At 71.6% G+C, this 15,442-nt stretch carries 13 protein-coding genes; 7 read left to right on the top strand and 6 right to left on the bottom strand.

Annotated elements, in window-relative coordinates:
* Positions 1–20 precede the first annotated feature (20 nt).
* Positions 21–668, bottom strand: coding sequence for a TetR/AcrR family transcriptional regulator (locus tag MYF83_RS01655; RefSeq protein ID WP_308201381.1), 648 nt, complete (start codon positions 666–668; stop codon positions 21–23).
* Positions 669–740: 72 nt separating this feature from the next.
* On the opposite strand from MYF83_RS01655, the gene MYF83_RS01650 reads away from it, so the two are divergent.
* Positions 741–1,943, top strand: a complete 1,203-nt coding sequence (locus MYF83_RS01650; protein ID WP_248958317.1) for an FAD-dependent monooxygenase — start codon at positions 741–743, stop codon at positions 1,941–1,943.
* Positions 1,944–1,982: 39 nt separating this feature from the next.
* Here MYF83_RS01650 and MYF83_RS01645 read toward each other — a convergent pair whose 3' ends face one another.
* Together MYF83_RS01645 and MYF83_RS01640 are read right to left on the bottom strand one after the other, a co-directional pair.
* Positions 1,983–2,867 (bottom strand): DMT family transporter, encoded by an 885-nt coding sequence (locus tag MYF83_RS01645; RefSeq protein ID WP_248958316.1) that lies wholly within the window; start codon positions 2,865–2,867, stop codon positions 1,983–1,985.
* A gap of 406 nt (positions 2,868–3,273) precedes the next feature.
* Positions 3,274–3,633, bottom strand: coding sequence for a VOC family protein (locus MYF83_RS01640; RefSeq protein ID WP_248958315.1), 360 nt, complete (start codon positions 3,631–3,633; stop codon positions 3,274–3,276).
* Positions 3,634–4,038: 405 nt separating this feature from the next.
* On the opposite strand from MYF83_RS01640, the gene MYF83_RS01635 reads away from it, so the two are divergent.
* From MYF83_RS01635 to MYF83_RS01620, 4 genes are all read left to right on the top strand, one after another.
* Entirely contained in the window at positions 4,039–4,983 is a 945-nt protein-coding gene (locus MYF83_RS01635) for a DMT family transporter (protein WP_248958314.1), read from the top strand.
* A gap of 125 nt (positions 4,984–5,108) precedes the next feature.
* Positions 5,109–6,638, top strand: coding sequence for an MDR family MFS transporter (locus tag MYF83_RS01630; protein ID WP_248958313.1), 1,530 nt, complete (start codon positions 5,109–5,111; stop codon positions 6,636–6,638).
* A gap of 57 nt (positions 6,639–6,695) precedes the next feature.
* On the top strand, positions 6,696–8,942 hold the full coding sequence (gene secA2, locus MYF83_RS01625) for an accessory Sec system translocase SecA2 (RefSeq protein WP_443729287.1): 2,247 nt from the start codon (positions 6,696–6,698) through the stop codon (positions 8,940–8,942).
* 166 nt (positions 8,943–9,108) lie between these two features.
* Positions 9,109–10,272, top strand: coding sequence for an acyl-CoA dehydrogenase family protein (locus tag MYF83_RS01620; RefSeq protein ID WP_248958311.1), 1,164 nt, complete (start codon positions 9,109–9,111; stop codon positions 10,270–10,272).
* A gap of 137 nt (positions 10,273–10,409) precedes the next feature.
* On the opposite strand, the gene MYF83_RS01615 is transcribed toward MYF83_RS01620, so the two are convergent.
* From MYF83_RS01615 to MYF83_RS01605, 3 genes are all read right to left on the bottom strand, one after another.
* Positions 10,410–10,859: an ATP-binding protein gene (locus MYF83_RS01615; RefSeq protein WP_248958310.1), complete on the bottom strand. Its 450-nt coding sequence runs from the start codon at positions 10,857–10,859 to the stop codon at positions 10,410–10,412.
* Between the two features lie 491 nt (positions 10,860–11,350).
* Positions 11,351–11,581 carry a DUF5302 domain-containing protein gene (locus MYF83_RS01610; RefSeq protein WP_248958309.1) on the bottom strand — a complete coding sequence of 77 codons (231 nt, stop codon included), beginning with the start codon at positions 11,579–11,581 and terminating at the stop codon, positions 11,351–11,353.
* A 298-nt stretch (positions 11,582–11,879) separates the two neighbouring features.
* A complete protein-coding gene (locus MYF83_RS01605; RefSeq protein WP_248958308.1) occupies positions 11,880–12,707 on the bottom strand; it encodes a DUF4253 domain-containing protein in 828 nt (275 codons plus the stop codon).
* Positions 12,708–13,104: 397 nt separating this feature from the next.
* On the opposite strand from MYF83_RS01605, the gene MYF83_RS01600 reads away from it, so the two are divergent.
* Together MYF83_RS01600 and MYF83_RS01595 are read left to right on the top strand one after the other, a co-directional pair.
* Entirely contained in the window at positions 13,105–13,563 is a 459-nt protein-coding gene (locus MYF83_RS01600; protein WP_248958307.1) for a MarR family winged helix-turn-helix transcriptional regulator, read from the top strand.
* A 56-nt stretch (positions 13,564–13,619) separates the two neighbouring features.
* Complete coding sequence (locus MYF83_RS01595; protein ID WP_248958306.1) at positions 13,620–15,365, top strand: MFS transporter; 1,746 nt, start codon at positions 13,620–13,622, stop codon at positions 15,363–15,365.
* The last annotated feature ends 77 nt before the right edge of the window (positions 15,366–15,442 follow it).

Raw genomic sequence — 15,442 nt, 5'->3', positions numbered from 1 at the left:
TCCGCGCTGACCTTGCGAGGTCAGGAGAGCATGCCCCTGAGCAGTTCGCGCATGCCGCTGCGCAGTTCCTCCAAGGTGGGGACGGCGCCGGCGCCCGCGATCGCGTCGAAGAGCACCCCCTCGCCGAAGGCGACGAGCTGCTTGCCATGCCGGTCGGGGTCGCGGGAGCCGGCCGCGGCCAGCACGGCGATGGCCACCTCGCGGAAGCGGCGCCCCGCCTGGTCGTACACCTCGCGGAGCTCCGGGCGGCGGGTGGCCTCCAGGGCGAGCTCGTACCGGGCGAGCGTGGTGCGGCGGCCGTCGGTGAGCTGTCGGTGCAGCAGGCCTGCCATCAGATCGGCGAGCTCGCCAGGCCCACCCACCCCGCCGCCGGACGCGCCCGCCTCTCTGCCCGATGCAGCCGCCCCTCTGTCGGAGCTCAAATCACCGATGGACGCGCTCACCCCGCCGACGGAGGCGTCTGCTCCACCGCTGCTCTGCGGGATGGCGGTGAAGTATCCCTCCTCGAGAGCGGTGAGCCGGGCGAGCGTGAGGGCGAGAAGCGCCGCGCGGGTGCGGGCGAGGTTGGATGTGGACCCCAGGGGCAGCCCTGCCGCCTCGTCCACGGCGCGGTGGGTGAGACCGCGCATCCCCCGTTCGACCAGCAGCGTTATGGCCGCCTCCGCCACGATCTCCTCCCTGCGCATGAGCCCAGACTACACGTGTAGTAAGCTAACTACAGGTGTAGTGAAGGAGGGGTCATGTCCCATGCGGTAGTGATCGGCGGCGGGATCGGCGGCCTGACCGCCGCGGCGGCTCTCTCGCGCCAAGGCTGGTCGGTGACGGTGTGCGAGCGGGCCGGGTCCCTGGAACCCGTCGGCTCCGGCATCGCCATCGCGCCCAACGCGCTCAAGGCGCTCGACACGATCGGCGTGGGCGACAAGGTGCGGGAGCTGTCCGCGATGCAAGGGGAGGCCGGGCTGCGCGCGGCGGACGGCCGGTGGCTGCTACGCACGAGCGCCGAGGCCGCGCTGGCCCGGTTCGGCGATCCCACCGTGCTACTGCTCCGCGCCACCCTGGTCGACCTGCTCGCGAGCCGGCTGCCCGCCGGGGCGCTGCGCCTCGGCACGACCGTCCATGCCGTCGACCCGCACACCGGGCGGGTCTCCACCGACGACGGCGATCTGGAAGCCGACCTGGTGGTGGCGGCCGACGGCATCAACTCGGCCGTGCGCGGCGCCCTTTTCCCGGCGCATCCGGGGCCGGTGCACTCCGGGGTGACGAGCTGGCGGGCCGTCGTCGAGCGGCCCGAGGGCGAGCTACGCGGCAGCGAGTCCTGGGGGCCGGGCCAGGTGTTCGGGATCATGCCCCTCGCCGACGGCCTGGTGTACTGCTACGCCACCGCACCCGCCCACCGGACCCGCGCGGACCGTGCGAACCCCACGACTCCACCGAACCAAGCGACTCTGGACAACGGCTCGACTCCGTCGAACGGCGCGGACGCGGGCGGCGGAGGGCGGAAGGGCGAGCTGGCGCGGCTGTTCGGGGACTGGCACGACCCGATCCCCCGGCTGATCGCGGCCGCGGAGGAGGACAGGATCCTCAGGCATGACATCTTCTGCCTGGCCGCTCCCCTGCCGGCCTTCCACTCGGGCAAGGTGGCCCTGCTCGGCGACGCGGCGCACGCGATGACCCCCAACATGGGGCAGGGCGCCTGCCAGGCGATCGAGGACGCGGTGGTCCTCGCCCATCTCTCGGGCGATCTGCCCTCCTACACCGCGGCCCGGCTCGGCCGCACCACGAAGATCATGCGCAGGTCGCGGACCATCTGCCGTCTGACCCGGTGGTCCAACCCGCTGGCCGTACGCGCCAGGGAGGCCGCCATGTCACTGGCCGGACGCCTCGGCGACGACGTCACCCTGCGCCAGTTCCAGGACGTGTTCACCTGGCGGCCACCCGTGTGAGGACGAGGACAGGCAACTCGGCATACGGACGGGCGGTCCCTATCTGGCCGCTGCCCGGGTGGGGACGGGGACGGGGAGCTCGGGGTGGGGAGGGGCGGCCACCTGGGTGGTCTCCGGGGTGAGGCGGCTCAAAGTGATCGTCCCGGCGATCAGCACCGCCGCCGAGAGGAGGGCCGGGACGATGTTCCCGACGCCGGTCGGCAGCGGCTCGCCGAGGAGGACCGTTCCCGCGAGCACCGAGGTGATCGGGTCCACCACCTGCACTCCCGCGTAGGCGATCCCGAAGTAGCCGACCGCGTACGACTTCTGGAGCAGCACGATGGCGAAGACCAGGAGCACCGGGATGGCCGCCGTGAACCAGTGGACGAGCCGCGACAGGTCACCACCCAGCCCTCCCCCGACGACCCGGACGAACGTGGAGACCGACGCCGTCACCGACCCCGCGCCGATGGAGAGCAGCAGCGCCTTGCCCGGACCGCGGGCGCGCCGCGCCCCGAGATGGCACACCGCGACCACCACGCCGATCACGGCCAGGAAGCCGAGCGCGGCCGGGGTGGACAGGACGGGACGCGTATTGCTCTGCGGGATCAGCAGCATGAGCCCCAGCAGCCCTGCGGCCACCGCGGCCGAGCCCAGCACCTCGGCCTTGTGGGGACGCCTGCCGTGCAGGAGCGCCGCCAGCGGCACGGCGAAGACGAGCGTCGCCACGCTCACCGGCTGGATCAGCACCAGGGGCGCGAAGCTCAGCGCCACCGCGTGCAAGGATGCGCCGAGCAGCCCGATGACCCCGCCGATCAGCCACCGCGGCCGCCTGACGAGCTTGAGGTTCGCGCCCCCGTGGACGGCCTCGTACTGCTGCAACGCCGCGCCCCCCGCGTACCCGAGGGCGCCGACCAGCGCGATCGAGACGCCCAGCCAGATCACGAGCGACCGCCGCTCGGGAGCATGCGGGCAGCGGGGAGCACGTGTGGGGTCATCAGTGGGCGCACCCAGCCAGCTTAGGGACAAAAGTGAGGAACGCGGTCGTCGTTCCCCCTATTACCCCTTTATAGGGGGTCACTCCCCCGGCGGCCTCACCCGTGCGCGTACGGCACGGACCACTGCTCCACGGGCGTTTCACGATGCCGCACATGGCGTCTTCCGCTTCCCCGGAAACGGCCTCGTAATCAAAGACACCCCGAAGACGCCGCCACCACCGGCGCCACGCACCCCGGCCACCCGAGGCACGCGGTCCGGTCACCCTCCATGGTTCGCGCGGTCCGGCCATCCCTAGGCATAGCTAGCTGCGCGTGGTCCGGTCACCCGTGGCGGGAAGGTACGCGTGCCCGGATCAGGATCGTTCCGGGCACACGCAGAAGACGTGCCCCTCGGGGTCGGCGAGGATGATCCAGCCCTGGCCGGGCTGGTGGTCGGGCTTGGTGGCGCCCAGTTCGATGTACTCCTGTACGGCCTTGTCGACATCCGGCACGCGGAAGTCGAGGTGGAACTGCTTGTCCGGCCCCGGCCACACCGCGGGCTTGCGCTCGGGCACCCGCGCGAAGTAGATGCTGGTCGTCCCGTCGCCGATGCCGGCGTACTCGTCCTCGGCGTACTGCACCTCGAACCCGGTGATCGCGGAATAGAACTCGGCGAGCTTCTTCGGCTCGGCACAGTCGATGGTCACTGCGATGAGTGCGGCTTTCGTCGTCATGGGTCCATCGTGGACGCCATACCTGTCACCCGCTGTCAGGTACGCAAGACTCTTCCGAAGCCGTCCCCGCGCCCTTCACTCCCGGCGGGCTTCCCCTTTTCCTCGACTGCGAGCCGTCTGCCATCGGCCGTGCACACGACCTTCGTCAATGCCCGCCTCCCGTGGCCGAGATACCCGCCATCGAACATCCTCTTATTCCGCGCGCCGGGAAAGGGAAGGCCGACATTCACCGCTTCCGGCCAGTGCCGCTACGCTGGCGGCCATGCGTCCGATTTTGATCATCTCTCCGCCCGCCGCCCACTAGCGGGCGGTTCCTCTCCTTGAATCCGGGCCTGGACGGTCCGGTGGGTGGCGGCTGCCCGCGTTCTGGGCCCTTCTTCGCTACCACCCCTCTGGAGAGAGTTCATGACGCACGTCTCCGTACGGCGAGGCATGCTGTACGTCACCATCGCCGCCACCATCTGGGGCACGGGCGGCCCCGCGGCGGCGCTTCTGTACCGGCTCAGCGGCCTCGGCCCGGTGGCGGTCTCCTTCTGGCGATTCGTCTTCGGCGCCGGCCTGCTGTTCGGCGCCGCCCGGCTGCTGCGGCTCGGCGGGTGGCGCCCGCGGTGGAGCGGTCTGCTCACCGTCGGCGCCGGGCTGGCGATCTCGCAGGCCGCCTACTTCGCCGCGGTCGCCGCGAGCGGGGTCGCCGTGGCGACCGTGATCACGCTCGGAGCCAGCCCCGCGCTGGTTGCCCTCGGGGCGCGGCTCGCGCTCGCCGAGAGGCTCGGCCGTACGGGCGCGGCCGGCATGGTGCTGGCCCTCACCGGTCTGCTGCTGCTGGTGGGAGGCCCCTCGGCCGTCTCGGCGACCGGCGCGGGCCTCGCGCTGCTGTCCGCCGTCGCCTACGCCGGGGTCACCCTCCACTCCCGCGCGTCGGCGCGTCCGGACGCCTCCACGCAGCCCGCCCCCGTCGCGGAGCGGGCCGGGGCTGTGCGGGAGGCGTACGGGACGGCCATGTGGGGGTTCGCCGCCGGCGGGGTGCTGCTGCTGCCGCTGGCCGTGGTCGAGGGACTGCTGCCGAGCGGCGGCGAGGTGGCGACGGTGGCGCTGCTCGGCTACCTCGGCGCGATGCCGACGGCCCTGGCCTACGGCCTGTTCTTCACCGGGCTGTCGTCGGTGCGGGCGACGACGGCCTCGGTGGTGGCGCTGCTGGAACCGGCGGGGGCCACGGCGATCGGCGTCCTGCTGCTCGGCGAGCGCCTGACGGCCGCATCGGCGGCGGGCACGGCCGTCCTGCTGGCCTCGGTGGCGCTCCTCGCCCTCGGTGAGTCACGCGGGGACTCGCGGGCGGGCAAGTACGCGTAGCGATCGGCGGGGCCTCGCCCTGGTCGTTCCATGGTTCGGTGCGACCGGGGCGAAGCCGGGTACGAAGGTCTGTCCCTGCGTACGCTGGATGGAACCGTCCGGCCCCTACAAGGAAGGTGCCGTGGATGAGCGCCGATGGAGCGAGGCTGAACCGCCGGCAGGTCCGCCTGGTCTTCGCGGGCCTGATGGTGGCCCTGCTGCTGGCGGCACTCGACCAGACGATCGTGTCCACCGCCCTGCCGACGATCGTCGGCGACCTGAAGGGCCTTGAGCACATCGGCTGGATCGTCACCGCCTACATCCTGGCCTCGACCATCGGCCTGCCGATCTACGGCAAGCTGGGCGACCTGCTCGGTCGCAAGATCGTCTTCCAGGCCGCCATCGTGATCTTCCTGGTGGGGTCGGTGCTCTGCGGCATGGCGCGGAACATGCCGGAGCTGATCGGCTTCCGCGCCCTGCAGGGCCTCGGAGGCGGCGGGCTCATGATCGGCGTGCAGGCGATCGTGGCCGACCTGGTCTCCCCGCGCGAGCGCGGCCGCTACGTCGGCGTCATCGGCGCGGTGTGGGGTCTGTCGTCGGTCATCGGCCCGCTCATCGGCGGTTTCTTCACCGACCACGCGAGCTGGCGCTGGTGCTTCTACGTCAACCTGCCGCTCGGGCTGCTCGCGCTGGCCGTCACCGCCGTCGTGCTGCGGCTGCCGAAGCCGACGGCGCGGCCGAAGCTCGACGTCCTCGGCACGGCGCTGCTCGCGGGCACCTCCACCTGCGTCGTGCTGGTCACGAGCTGGGGCGGCACCCAGTACGACTGGGGCTCGCCCGTGATCATCGCCCTCGCGGCCGGCGCGGTGGTCCTCGCCGTGGGCTTCGTGCTGGCCGAGCGGGTGGCGGCCGAGCCGATCATCCCGCTGCACCTGTTCCGCGAGAACCTGTTCGTCCTTCCCGCCGCGATCGCGGTGTTCGTCGGCGTCGGCATGTTCGCCGCGATCGCGTACCTGCCGACGTTCCTGCAGATGGTGAACGGGGCGAGCGCCACGCAGTCGGGGCTGCTGATGCTGCCGATGGTCGCCGGCATGACGATCACCTCGATCGGGTCGGGGCGGATCATCTCGGCGACCGGGCGGTACCGGATCTTCCCGATCGCCGGCATGGCGGTGATGGCGGTCGGCCTGGCGCTGCTGTCGCGGATGACCGCCGACTCCTCGATGGTGCTCAACGCGCTGTACATGTTCGTGACCGGGTTCGGCCTCGGCCTGGTCATGCAGACGCTCGTGCTGATCGTGCAGAACTCCGTCGAGTACCGCGACGTGGGCACGGCCACCTCCGCGGTGAACTACTTCCGGCAGACCGGCGCCTCCCTCGGCACGTCGCTGGTCGGCTCGATCTTCACCCACCGCCTGTCGGACGCGCTCATGGCGAGCGGGGCCCGGCTGCCGGTGCGGAGCGTCAACGCGATCACCCCGCAGATGGTCCACCAGTTGCCCGCGCCAGTGCGCCAGGTCATCGTGCGGGCCTACGCGCAGGCTCTGCCACCGATCTTCCTGTACGTGGCGCCGATCGTCGTGGCCGGTCTCGTGCTCTCCTTCTTCGTCAAGGAGATCCCGCTGTCCAATCGCGCGGCGTCGGCCCGGCAGGACGTCCCGGCGCACAGTGGCTGAGACGATCACGAGCGGAACGCCGTTACAGTTGGAGGCGTTGGAGGTGACGTGCCCTCGATATCGCGATTTGTGAGAAATATCCTGGATCGTCCGGGAAGTGCCAACATCGGCCCCTTTCAGCGCCTGGCCGCCCAGGCGGGTGGCCATGAAGAGCGCATTGGCGCGCTGACCGACCTGCCGCGTCCTCGCATGGACGATCTGGCCGAGTTCTGCGCGATCGCCCGAGAGGCCGCCCGCCGCACCCTCGACATGCGCCCCTTCGACGTCCAGCTCGCCGGCGCCCTCGCCCTGCTGTCCGGGCAGGTCGCCGAGATGGCCACCGGCGAGGGCAAGACCCTGTCGGGCGCGATCGCCGCCGCGGGGCACGCGCTGCGGGGCAAGCGCGTCCACGTGATCTCCGTGAACGACTACCTGGCCCGGCGTGACGCCGAGTGGATGGGGCCTCTCTACGAGGCCCTCGGCGTGTCCGTGGGCTGGATCGGGCAGTCCTCGACGCGCGAGGAGCGCAGGGAGGCGTACGCCAAGGACGTCACCTACGGCTCGGTCAGCGAGATCGGCTTCGACGTGCTGCGCGACCGCATCGCGACCTCCGCCGGCGACCTCGTCGTCCCCGAGCCGTCCGTGGCGCTGATCGACGAGGCCGACTCCGTGCTGGTCGACGAGGCGCGCGTCCCGCTGGTGCTCGCCGGCGCCGCCGACCCCGGGGCCGACGCGCCGGAGACCGCCGAGCTGGTCCGGCGGCTCTCCCGCGGCTACCACTACGAGCTGGACGACCAGGGGCGCAACGTCTTCCTCACCGCCAAGGGCACCGACGCGGTCGAGAAGGCCCTGGGCGGCATCAACCTGTACGAGGCCCCGGACGTGCTGACCCGGATCAACCTCGCCCTGCACGCCCACGCCCTGCTGACCCGCGACGTCGACTACCTCGTCCGTGACGGGCGCATCCAGCTGGTCAGCCAGTCGCGCGGCCGCGTGGCGACCCTGCAGCGCTGGCCGGACGGCCTCCAGGCGGCGGTCGAGGCCAAGGAGGCCCTGCCCGCGAGCGAGACCGGCGAGATCCTCGACTCGATCACCGTCCAGAGCCTCATCCGCCGATACCCCGAAATATGCGGCATGACCGGCACGGCGGTGGCGGTCGAGGAGCAGCTCAGGGAGTTCTACGGCCTGAAGGTCGCCGTCATCCCCTCCAACAAGCCCTGCGTCCGCGTCGACGAACCCGACCGCGTGTACGGCACGGTCGCCGACAAGGAGCGGGCGCTCGCCACCGAGATCGCCCGCGTCCACGCCACGGGCCGCCCGATCCTGGTCGGCACGCTGGACGTGTCCGAGTCCGAGCGCCTCGCGCTCGACCTGGGGGGCAAAGGCCTCGACTGCGTCGTGCTCAACGCCAAGAACGACGCCGAGGAGGCCGCGATCATCTCGCGCGCCGGCGAGCGGGCGGCGATCACCGTGTCCACGCAGATGGCCGGGCGCGGCACCGACATCCGCCTCGGCGAAGGGGTCGCCGAGCTCGGCGGCCTGTACGTCATCGGCTCGGGCAGGCACGCGAGCAGCCGCCTGGACGACCAGCTCAGGGGACGCGCCGGCCGCCAGGGCGACCCGGGCGGGTCGGTGTTCCTCGTGAGCCTCGAAGACGCGCTGATCACCCACTACGCCCCGGACGAGCCGCTTCCCGCCGCCGGTGACGACGGCGTCGTGCGCCACAAGCGGGCCGCGTACGTCGTCGGCCACGCCCAGCGTGTCGCCGAGGGCACCCATCTGGAGATCCACCGCAACACCTGGCGCTACACCCGGCTCCTCGAGCGCCAGCGCGATCTCGTGCTCGAGCAGCGCGACAAGGTGCTGCGGGGCGACGCCGCCGCCGACGCCCTCGCCAAGGCGGCCCCCGGCCGCTGGAACGGGCTCGCCGCCGACGTGGACGAGCCCGTGCTCAAGGAGGCGGCCCGCCAGATCGTCCTGTTCCACCTCGACCGCTGCTGGACCGAGCACCTCGGCTTCATGTCCGACATCCGGGAAGGCATCCACCTGCGGGCTCTCGGCCACAAGCTCGCGCCCCTGGACGAGTTCCACCGCGAGGGGGTCGCGGCGTACCGGAACCTCCTGGAAGAGGTCGAGCGGCGCTCGGTGAAGACGTTCGAGACGGCGACGATCACCACGGACGGCCTCGACCCGCTGGAGAGCGGTCTCAAGCGCCCGACGGCCACCTGGACCTACCTCGTGCAGGAGAACCCCTTCGGCAGCGCCTTCGACCGCGCCCTCAAACGCCTCAGCCCGCGGGCCAAGCGCCGCCAGGACCTCGACTGAGGCTCTCCCGACCGGCGTGCGCCCGTGAGGGCGGGCGCGGTGGGAACCGCCGCGGCGCCCGTTCACGCCGGGGACGTTTCGAGTGCGGTGAGGGGTTGTGATTGGGTGCTGGGTAACAGGAGCGTCCGCAACGAGCACCTCCGCGACCCCGTGACGGTGACCGCACATGAACCCTCATGACTTTCTCGACGTCGACCGTGACCTGTCCGACGAGGAGCGCGCGATCCGCGATGCGGTACGCGACTACGGGAGCACCGAGCTCCTCCCCCACGTCGCCGACTGGTTCGACGCCGGTACGATCCCCGACCCGCGCGCCCTGGCCAGAGGGCTCGGCAAGCTGGGCGTGTTCGGCATGCATCTTTCCGGGTACGGCTGCGCCGGTACCAACGCCGTGAGCTACGGGCTGGCCTGCCGCGAGCTGGAGGCCGTGGACAGCGGGCTGCGCAGCTTCGTCTCGGTGCAGGGGTCGCTGGCGATGACCGCGATCCACAAGTACGGGACCGACGAGCAGAAGGACGAGTGGCTGCCGCGCATGGCGACCGGCGAGGCCCTCGGCTGCTTCGGGCTGACCGAGCCGGACTCCGGCAGCGACCCCGGCTCGATGCGCACCCGCGCCCGCCGCGACGGCGACGACTGGGTGCTCGACGGCACCAAGATGTGGATCACCAACGGGTCGGTCGCCGATGCGGCCGTCGTGTGGGCCAGGACCGACGAGGGCATCCGCGGTTTCCTGGTGCCCACGTCGACCCCTGGGTTCTCCGCCAACGTGATCCACAAGAAGCTGTCGCTCCGCGCTTCGATCACCTCCGAGCTGGTCCTCGACGGGGTGCGGCTGCCCAAGGAGGCGCTCCTGCCGGGCGCGCAGGGGCTGAAGGCGCCGCTGTCCTGCCTGTCGGAGGCGCGGTACGGCATCGTCTGGGGAGTCGCGGGCGCGGCCAGGGCCTGCCTGCTGGCCTCGATCGACTACTCCAAGAGCCGCGTCCAGTTCGACCGGCCGATCGCCGGGTTCCAGCTCACCCAGCGCAAGCTCGCCGACATGCTCATCGACGTCAACCATGCCATGATGACCGCCCTGCGCATCGGGCGACTCAAGGACGCCGGGCTCGCCCACCACGCGCACATCAGCTTCGGCAAGCTCGCGAACGTCCGCGCGGCGCAGCGGGTGGCGGCCACCGCGCGCGGCATCCACGGCGCCAACGGCATCACCCTGGAGTATCCGGTGATGCGCCACATGGTGAACCTCGAGACCGTCGCCACCTATGAGGGGACCGAGGAGGTCCACGCGCTCACCCTGGGCCGGGCCCTCACCGGCCTGGACGCCTTCCGCTGAGGCGGTTTTGTCCCGGTACGGCTTGCCCCTAAGGGCGGGCTACGCTTTCGGCGCAAGCCGTACCGGATCGTCGAGGCACGCACCGCCCGGTGATCACCGCGCCTCGACGGGACCTCACAGACCCCCGAACCGCGAGGTCAGCTCATGGGATCGCCGCCGAGCCCGGCGACGAACCAGACGACCTTCCCGCCGCCGTCCGCCTGGACGACGCCCCAGTCGTCGGCGAGCGTGCCCACGATCAGGAGCCCCCGGCCTCCGGTGGCGTCCAGGTCGCCGGAGCCCGTGCGGGGCAGCCCGTCGCCGGCGTCGAAGACCTCGCCGTACACCCACGACCCGTCGCTGCCGAGCCGGAGCGAGAACGCGGTGCCGCCGTGCTGGACGGCGTTCGTCACGAGCTCGCTGACGATCAGCGAGCAGTCGTCGGCGAGCTCTCCGGCGCCCCACTGCCGCAGTTCCTGGCAGACCAGCACGCGCGCCGCGCCGACACTCTCGGCTTCGGCGGACAGGATCCACTCGGCCGTCCGCAGGGGGAGGCAGCCGAGCACGTCCGATCCGGTCGTGCAGTTCGCGCGGAAGGTGGTCGACACCGGGAACTCCTTAGTGGGAGCGCTCCCACAGAGATTACGACAATAAGTCAGTGATGTGAATCACTCACGACAAGATTGTTTCCCGGTTTCGGGCTCGCAGGGTGGCCGGTGTGTCGGAAACCCGGCATCAACCCCGGTCAACGGGCACAATCGTCCCGGCTTCCCCATCTGTCACATCCACAGCCGGCGCTCCCTGGGAGCGCTCCCAAAACCCGGACGGTATCGTGGGCTCACCACCATCGACCTGGAGACCTTCACCACGGGCAAGGAGCCGATCCGTACCCTCTCCCGGCATCGTAAATGGCACGGGAAGGTGTTCTTCGGCATCCGCCTGATCCCGGAGGCCCCGGGCGAGATCCACGTCGGCGACGCCGTCACGCCCCTGGGCGGCTGAGGCGCCCCGGCTACCGTTCCCCGGCGGCCAGGGGCCTCTGGCGTTCCGCCGACGTGGGGCCTGAACGGCCGTTCATCGTGCGGTGGGGCGGCGCGGCTCAGCCACCGCTCTTGCGGCGGAACGAGCGCTTGCTGGCGGCGGGACCGTGAGCGCCATGGATCTTGGAGGCGTCATTGCCGCGGCCAGAGGCGTTCGACTCCGCCTGCGTCTGGCGCTTGCGGTCCAGGGCCTCACGGAACTTGCGCTTCAACTCGTCTTCCGGGGTTTCGGCGGCCGGAGTTTCGGCCTCCGAGATTTCGGTCGCGGGCTCCGGTGCGTCGGCAGTCATGCGGACCTCCTGCTGTTTGACGGGCAACCACTCAGCCTCGCACATGCGCGTGCGTGACCGCCCGCCGGACGGCGGTGTCGTGCACTCCGCCTCCGATTCAGGCCCGGACCCGGCGAAGCACGGGCACATCATCTCACGACTCGTCCCCCCTCTTCCTACCGGTGTCCTGACCTCTCCTGACAACGCTTGGCAAGCAGGCGTTCGCCTTCTGTGTCCGAAAATCCGGTTGCGGGCCTCCCACGGCCGAACCGGCTCGCGTCCGGCCGTCACGCCCGCCGGCGGGCGTGTCCCAGGGAGGTCAGTCCCACCAGAAGGACCAGCTCTGCCTGCCGCGGATCTGTTCCGCGTAGTCGATCAGGGTGCCCGCGCCCTGGATGATGGCGTCGGGGCAGAAGGCCCAGTGCTCGGCGGCGACGTGCAGGGCGTGCTGCTCGGTGACCGGGGGCGCGGCCACGCTGAGGTCCAGCGTGTTGAACCCCAGGCCGACGAGCCGGGCGCCGAAGCGGTCCTCCCAGCTCCGCACCACGGCGGCGAGGGGGACGTTCCACTCGTTGTGGTGCAGCGCGCCCTGCCAGCCCATGACGGCGAGGGCGTCCGCGCCGCGATCGACCGCCGCCAGGCCGACGGGCATCCCCTGCTCGGACAGCATGGCGGCGTACCGGTCGGCGAGGGCGCCGGGGTCGGCTCTCGGCTCCCCGGGCTCGGCGGGCCCCGGGCAGTGGGGGCCGAACGGGTCGAGGATCTCGATCTGGTCCTCCGCGGCCCGCTCGACCCAGTCGGCCCACACCTCGTCCATGAAGGCGGCCACGTTGTAGTTGTCGATCTCGGCGGCGGCGTCGGGGGCGATCTGCCCGACCGACCACGGCTGGACGGAATCCTCGAGCAGCACGGGCCACAGCCCGGAGCGGGGGTGGTCGGCCCGCAGCCGGGCGTAGAGGGCCCCGGTCACCGGGGCCTGGCTCAGCCAGAACGCGGGCCGCCGGGGCGTGGGGAGGCGGACATAGGTGGGGTCGGGCCACACCACCGCTCCGGGCGGGAGGTCGACCGAGAGGGTCCGCCCGCCGCCGCCGTCGTGGAACAACCGGCGCAGGCCCGGGGGCAGCCGCCGGCGCTCAGAACCGTCCATCTCCACCGTTCCGGTGCCGAGCGCACCATTGGGATCCCGGGCAGTCGAGATGGTAGTGCGAGGAGGCTCCGCCACCTCTCCCGTCGTACCGCACAATCGCCCGTCCTGTCGCGTGCCCCCGGCCATGATCTCTACCGTACGGAGACTCTGCCGGATCAGCATCCTTCGCTACCGTTTGCCTATGCCCGCTCCGCCCGATATGTCAGATCTGTCGGGATGATAACGGCCGGAGACGCCGATCAGAAGGCGATCCCGCCCTCGAACGCCCGGGACATGCGATACGGAGCGCCGCACGAAGGGCGATCTCCCCGTTGACCACCAGGAGCCTCATCACCACCCCTCCGTGGACATATACATAATGCGCTGATATAAGTTGCTTATGGATTTACCGACCACGGTGAGCACACGTGACTTCCCCGTCACAGAGGTCACCTCGTCGCTGGAACGGCTCACGCGCCTGGTCCTGCGGCTGACCACCCAAGGCGAGCTCTCGCTCACCTCGGCGGCGACGCTGGCCACCCTCTCCCGCTCAGGGCCCTCCCGGCTGACGGATCTGGCCGCGCACGAGGGCGTGACCCAGCCGGCGATGACCCAGCTCGTCTCCCGCCTGCAGGAGGCCGGCCTGGTGGCGCGCGCGGGCGATCCGGACGACCGGCGGGTCGTGCGGGTGCACATCACCGAGGCCGGGGAGGCCGCGCTCGCCGCGCGCCGCCGCGCCCGCGCCGACGCGCTCACCCGGCTGCTGGGCAGGCTCGGCGAGGCCGAGCGGGCGGCCCTCGTCGCGGCGCTGCCCGCCATCGACAGCCTGACGCGCCTGCTGTCCGACGAGCGGCCCGCCACCCAGCACGCCCTCTGACTCACCGCGAGCCGTCAGGCCCCGCACCCCCAGTTACCCCCGAGATGGAGCCATTGATGAGTGGTCACCCAACCGGCACGAGCGCGGGCGCGAGCCCGTTCAAGCAGCCGAAGGCGGTGTTCGCCGTCGCCTTCGCCTGCGTGGTCTCGTTCATGGGCATCGGTCTGGTCGACCCGATCCTGCCCGCGATCTCCCACGAGCTGAACGCGACCCCGAGCCAGGTCACCCTGCTGTTCACGAGCTATCTGGTCGTCACCGCGGTCGCCATGCTGGTCACCGGCTGGGTGTCCAGCCGCATCGGCGCCAAGTACACGCTGCTGGCCGGCCTGGCGATCATCGTGGTCTTCAGCGCGCTCGCCGGGGCCTCACCCAGCATCGGGGCGATCGTCGGTTTCCGCGCGGGATGGGGCATCGGGAACGCGCTGTTCATCGCCACCTCGCTCGCCGTGATCGTCGCCTCCGCCAGCGGCGGCTTCGCGGGCGCGATCATCCTGTACGAGGCCGCGCTCGGCCTCGGCATCGCGGTCGGCCCGCTGCTCGGCGGCCTGCTCGGCCACGTCAGCTGGCGCGGCCCGTTCTACGGGGTCGCGGCGCTGATGGCCATCGCCATGATCGCCACCGCCGTGCTGGTGGAGCCCACACCACGCCCCGCGCGCATGACCAGCCTGATGGACCCGCTGCGCGCGCTCAAGCACCGCGGCCTGCTGACGATGTCGCTGACCGCGCTCTGCTACAACTGGGCGTTCTTCACCGTGCTCGGCTACGCGCCGTTCCCGATGGAGCTCGATGCCATCCAGCTCGGCTTCGTCTTCACCGGCTGGGGCCTTCTCGTGGCCTTCTTCGCGGTGTTCGGCGCCCCGTGGCTGCAGAGCCGCTTCGGCATCGCCCGCACCCTGTACGCCAACCTCGCCCTGTTCGCGGTGACCGTGCTCGTCATCGCCATCTGGACGACGCACCCGCCCGTGCTCATCGCCGCGGTCATCGTGGCGGGCGTCTTCATCGGCGTGAACAACACCGTCACCACGCAGGCCGTCATGACCGTCTCCCCGGTCGAGCGGCCGGTCGCGTCGGCGGCCTACGGGTTCGTGCGCTTCATCGGCGGCGGCCTCGCTCCGTTCGCGGCGGGCAAGCTCGTCGAGCACACCAACATCCACGTCCCCTTCTACATCGGCGCCGGAGCGCTGGTGCTGGGCATCGTGATCCTGTCCACGGCGCACGGCCACCTGGCCGAGGCCGAGCGGGTGCAGGCCACCGGAACCGGCGAGCCGGCCGGCGCCGCCGACCCGCGCGCGATCCTGGTCACCTTGAACGGCGACGGAGCCGCCACCCGTGGCGGGACCGGGGCGCCGATCGTGGCCGCCATCGACGACTCCCCCGCCGCCGAGCGGGTGACGGCGGCCGCGGCCCGGCTGGCGGGGCTGAGCGGGCGGCCGGTCCACCTCCTGCACGCCGCTGAGGCCGCCGTGACCCCCGAAGGCGCGGCGGACGGCGAAAGCCTGGACGCGGCACGCGCGACCATGCGGCGTCACCTGGAGCGGCTCGCGGCGAGCGACGTGCCCGCCGTCGGCCACGTGCTGCTGGGCGCCACCGACCACGGCGGGGCCGGGCGCCTGGTCGCCGAGCACGCCAACCAGATCGGGGCGAGCGTCATCGTGATCGGCGCCCCGACCCACGGGGGCATCGCCGCCCTGATGGACGCCAGCGCGAGCCGCGAACTGGGACGGCACACCCGCTCGCACCTCTTGATCGTCAACCCGGCCCATACCCCCGCCGAGCATCCCGCGGGCGCGAGCGCCGCCTGACCGCGCCCCGGCCGCCTGACCGTCCGGCCCGGCCGGCAGGCCTGAGACCCTAGCCGCGCCGTCCGCGTCGACGGAGG

This window comes from Sphaerisporangium perillae (assembly GCF_023276435.1).
GTDB lineage: Bacteria > Actinomycetota > Actinomycetes > Streptosporangiales > Streptosporangiaceae > Sphaerisporangium > Sphaerisporangium perillae.
This window is presented reverse-complemented; position numbering and strand designations above follow the sequence as displayed.

Bases quoted from the DNA above. Each gene is read 5' to 3' on its own strand.
- MYF83_RS01640 (WP_248958315.1), bottom strand. From the start codon at position 3,633: ATGACGACGAAAGCCGCACTCATCGCAGTGACCATCGACTGTGCCGAG.
- MYF83_RS01650 (WP_248958317.1), top strand. From the start codon at position 741: ATGTCCCATGCGGTAGTGATCGGCGGCGGGATCGGCGGCCTGACCGCC.
- MYF83_RS01635 (WP_248958314.1), top strand. From the start codon at position 4,039: ATGACGCACGTCTCCGTACGGCGAGGCATGCTGTACGTCACCATCGCC.
- MYF83_RS01605 (WP_248958308.1), bottom strand. From the start codon at position 12,707: ATGGACGGTTCTGAGCGCCGGCGGCTGCCCCCGGGCCTGCGCCGGTTG.
- MYF83_RS01620 (WP_248958311.1), top strand. From the start codon at position 9,109: ATGAACCCTCATGACTTTCTCGACGTCGACCGTGACCTGTCCGACGAG.
- MYF83_RS01610 (WP_248958309.1), bottom strand. From the start codon at position 11,581: ATGACTGCCGACGCACCGGAGCCCGCGACCGAAATCTCGGAGGCCGAA.
- MYF83_RS01595 (WP_248958306.1), top strand. From the start codon at position 13,620: ATGAGTGGTCACCCAACCGGCACGAGCGCGGGCGCGAGCCCGTTCAAG.
- MYF83_RS01630 (WP_248958313.1), top strand. From the start codon at position 5,109: ATGAGCGCCGATGGAGCGAGGCTGAACCGCCGGCAGGTCCGCCTGGTC.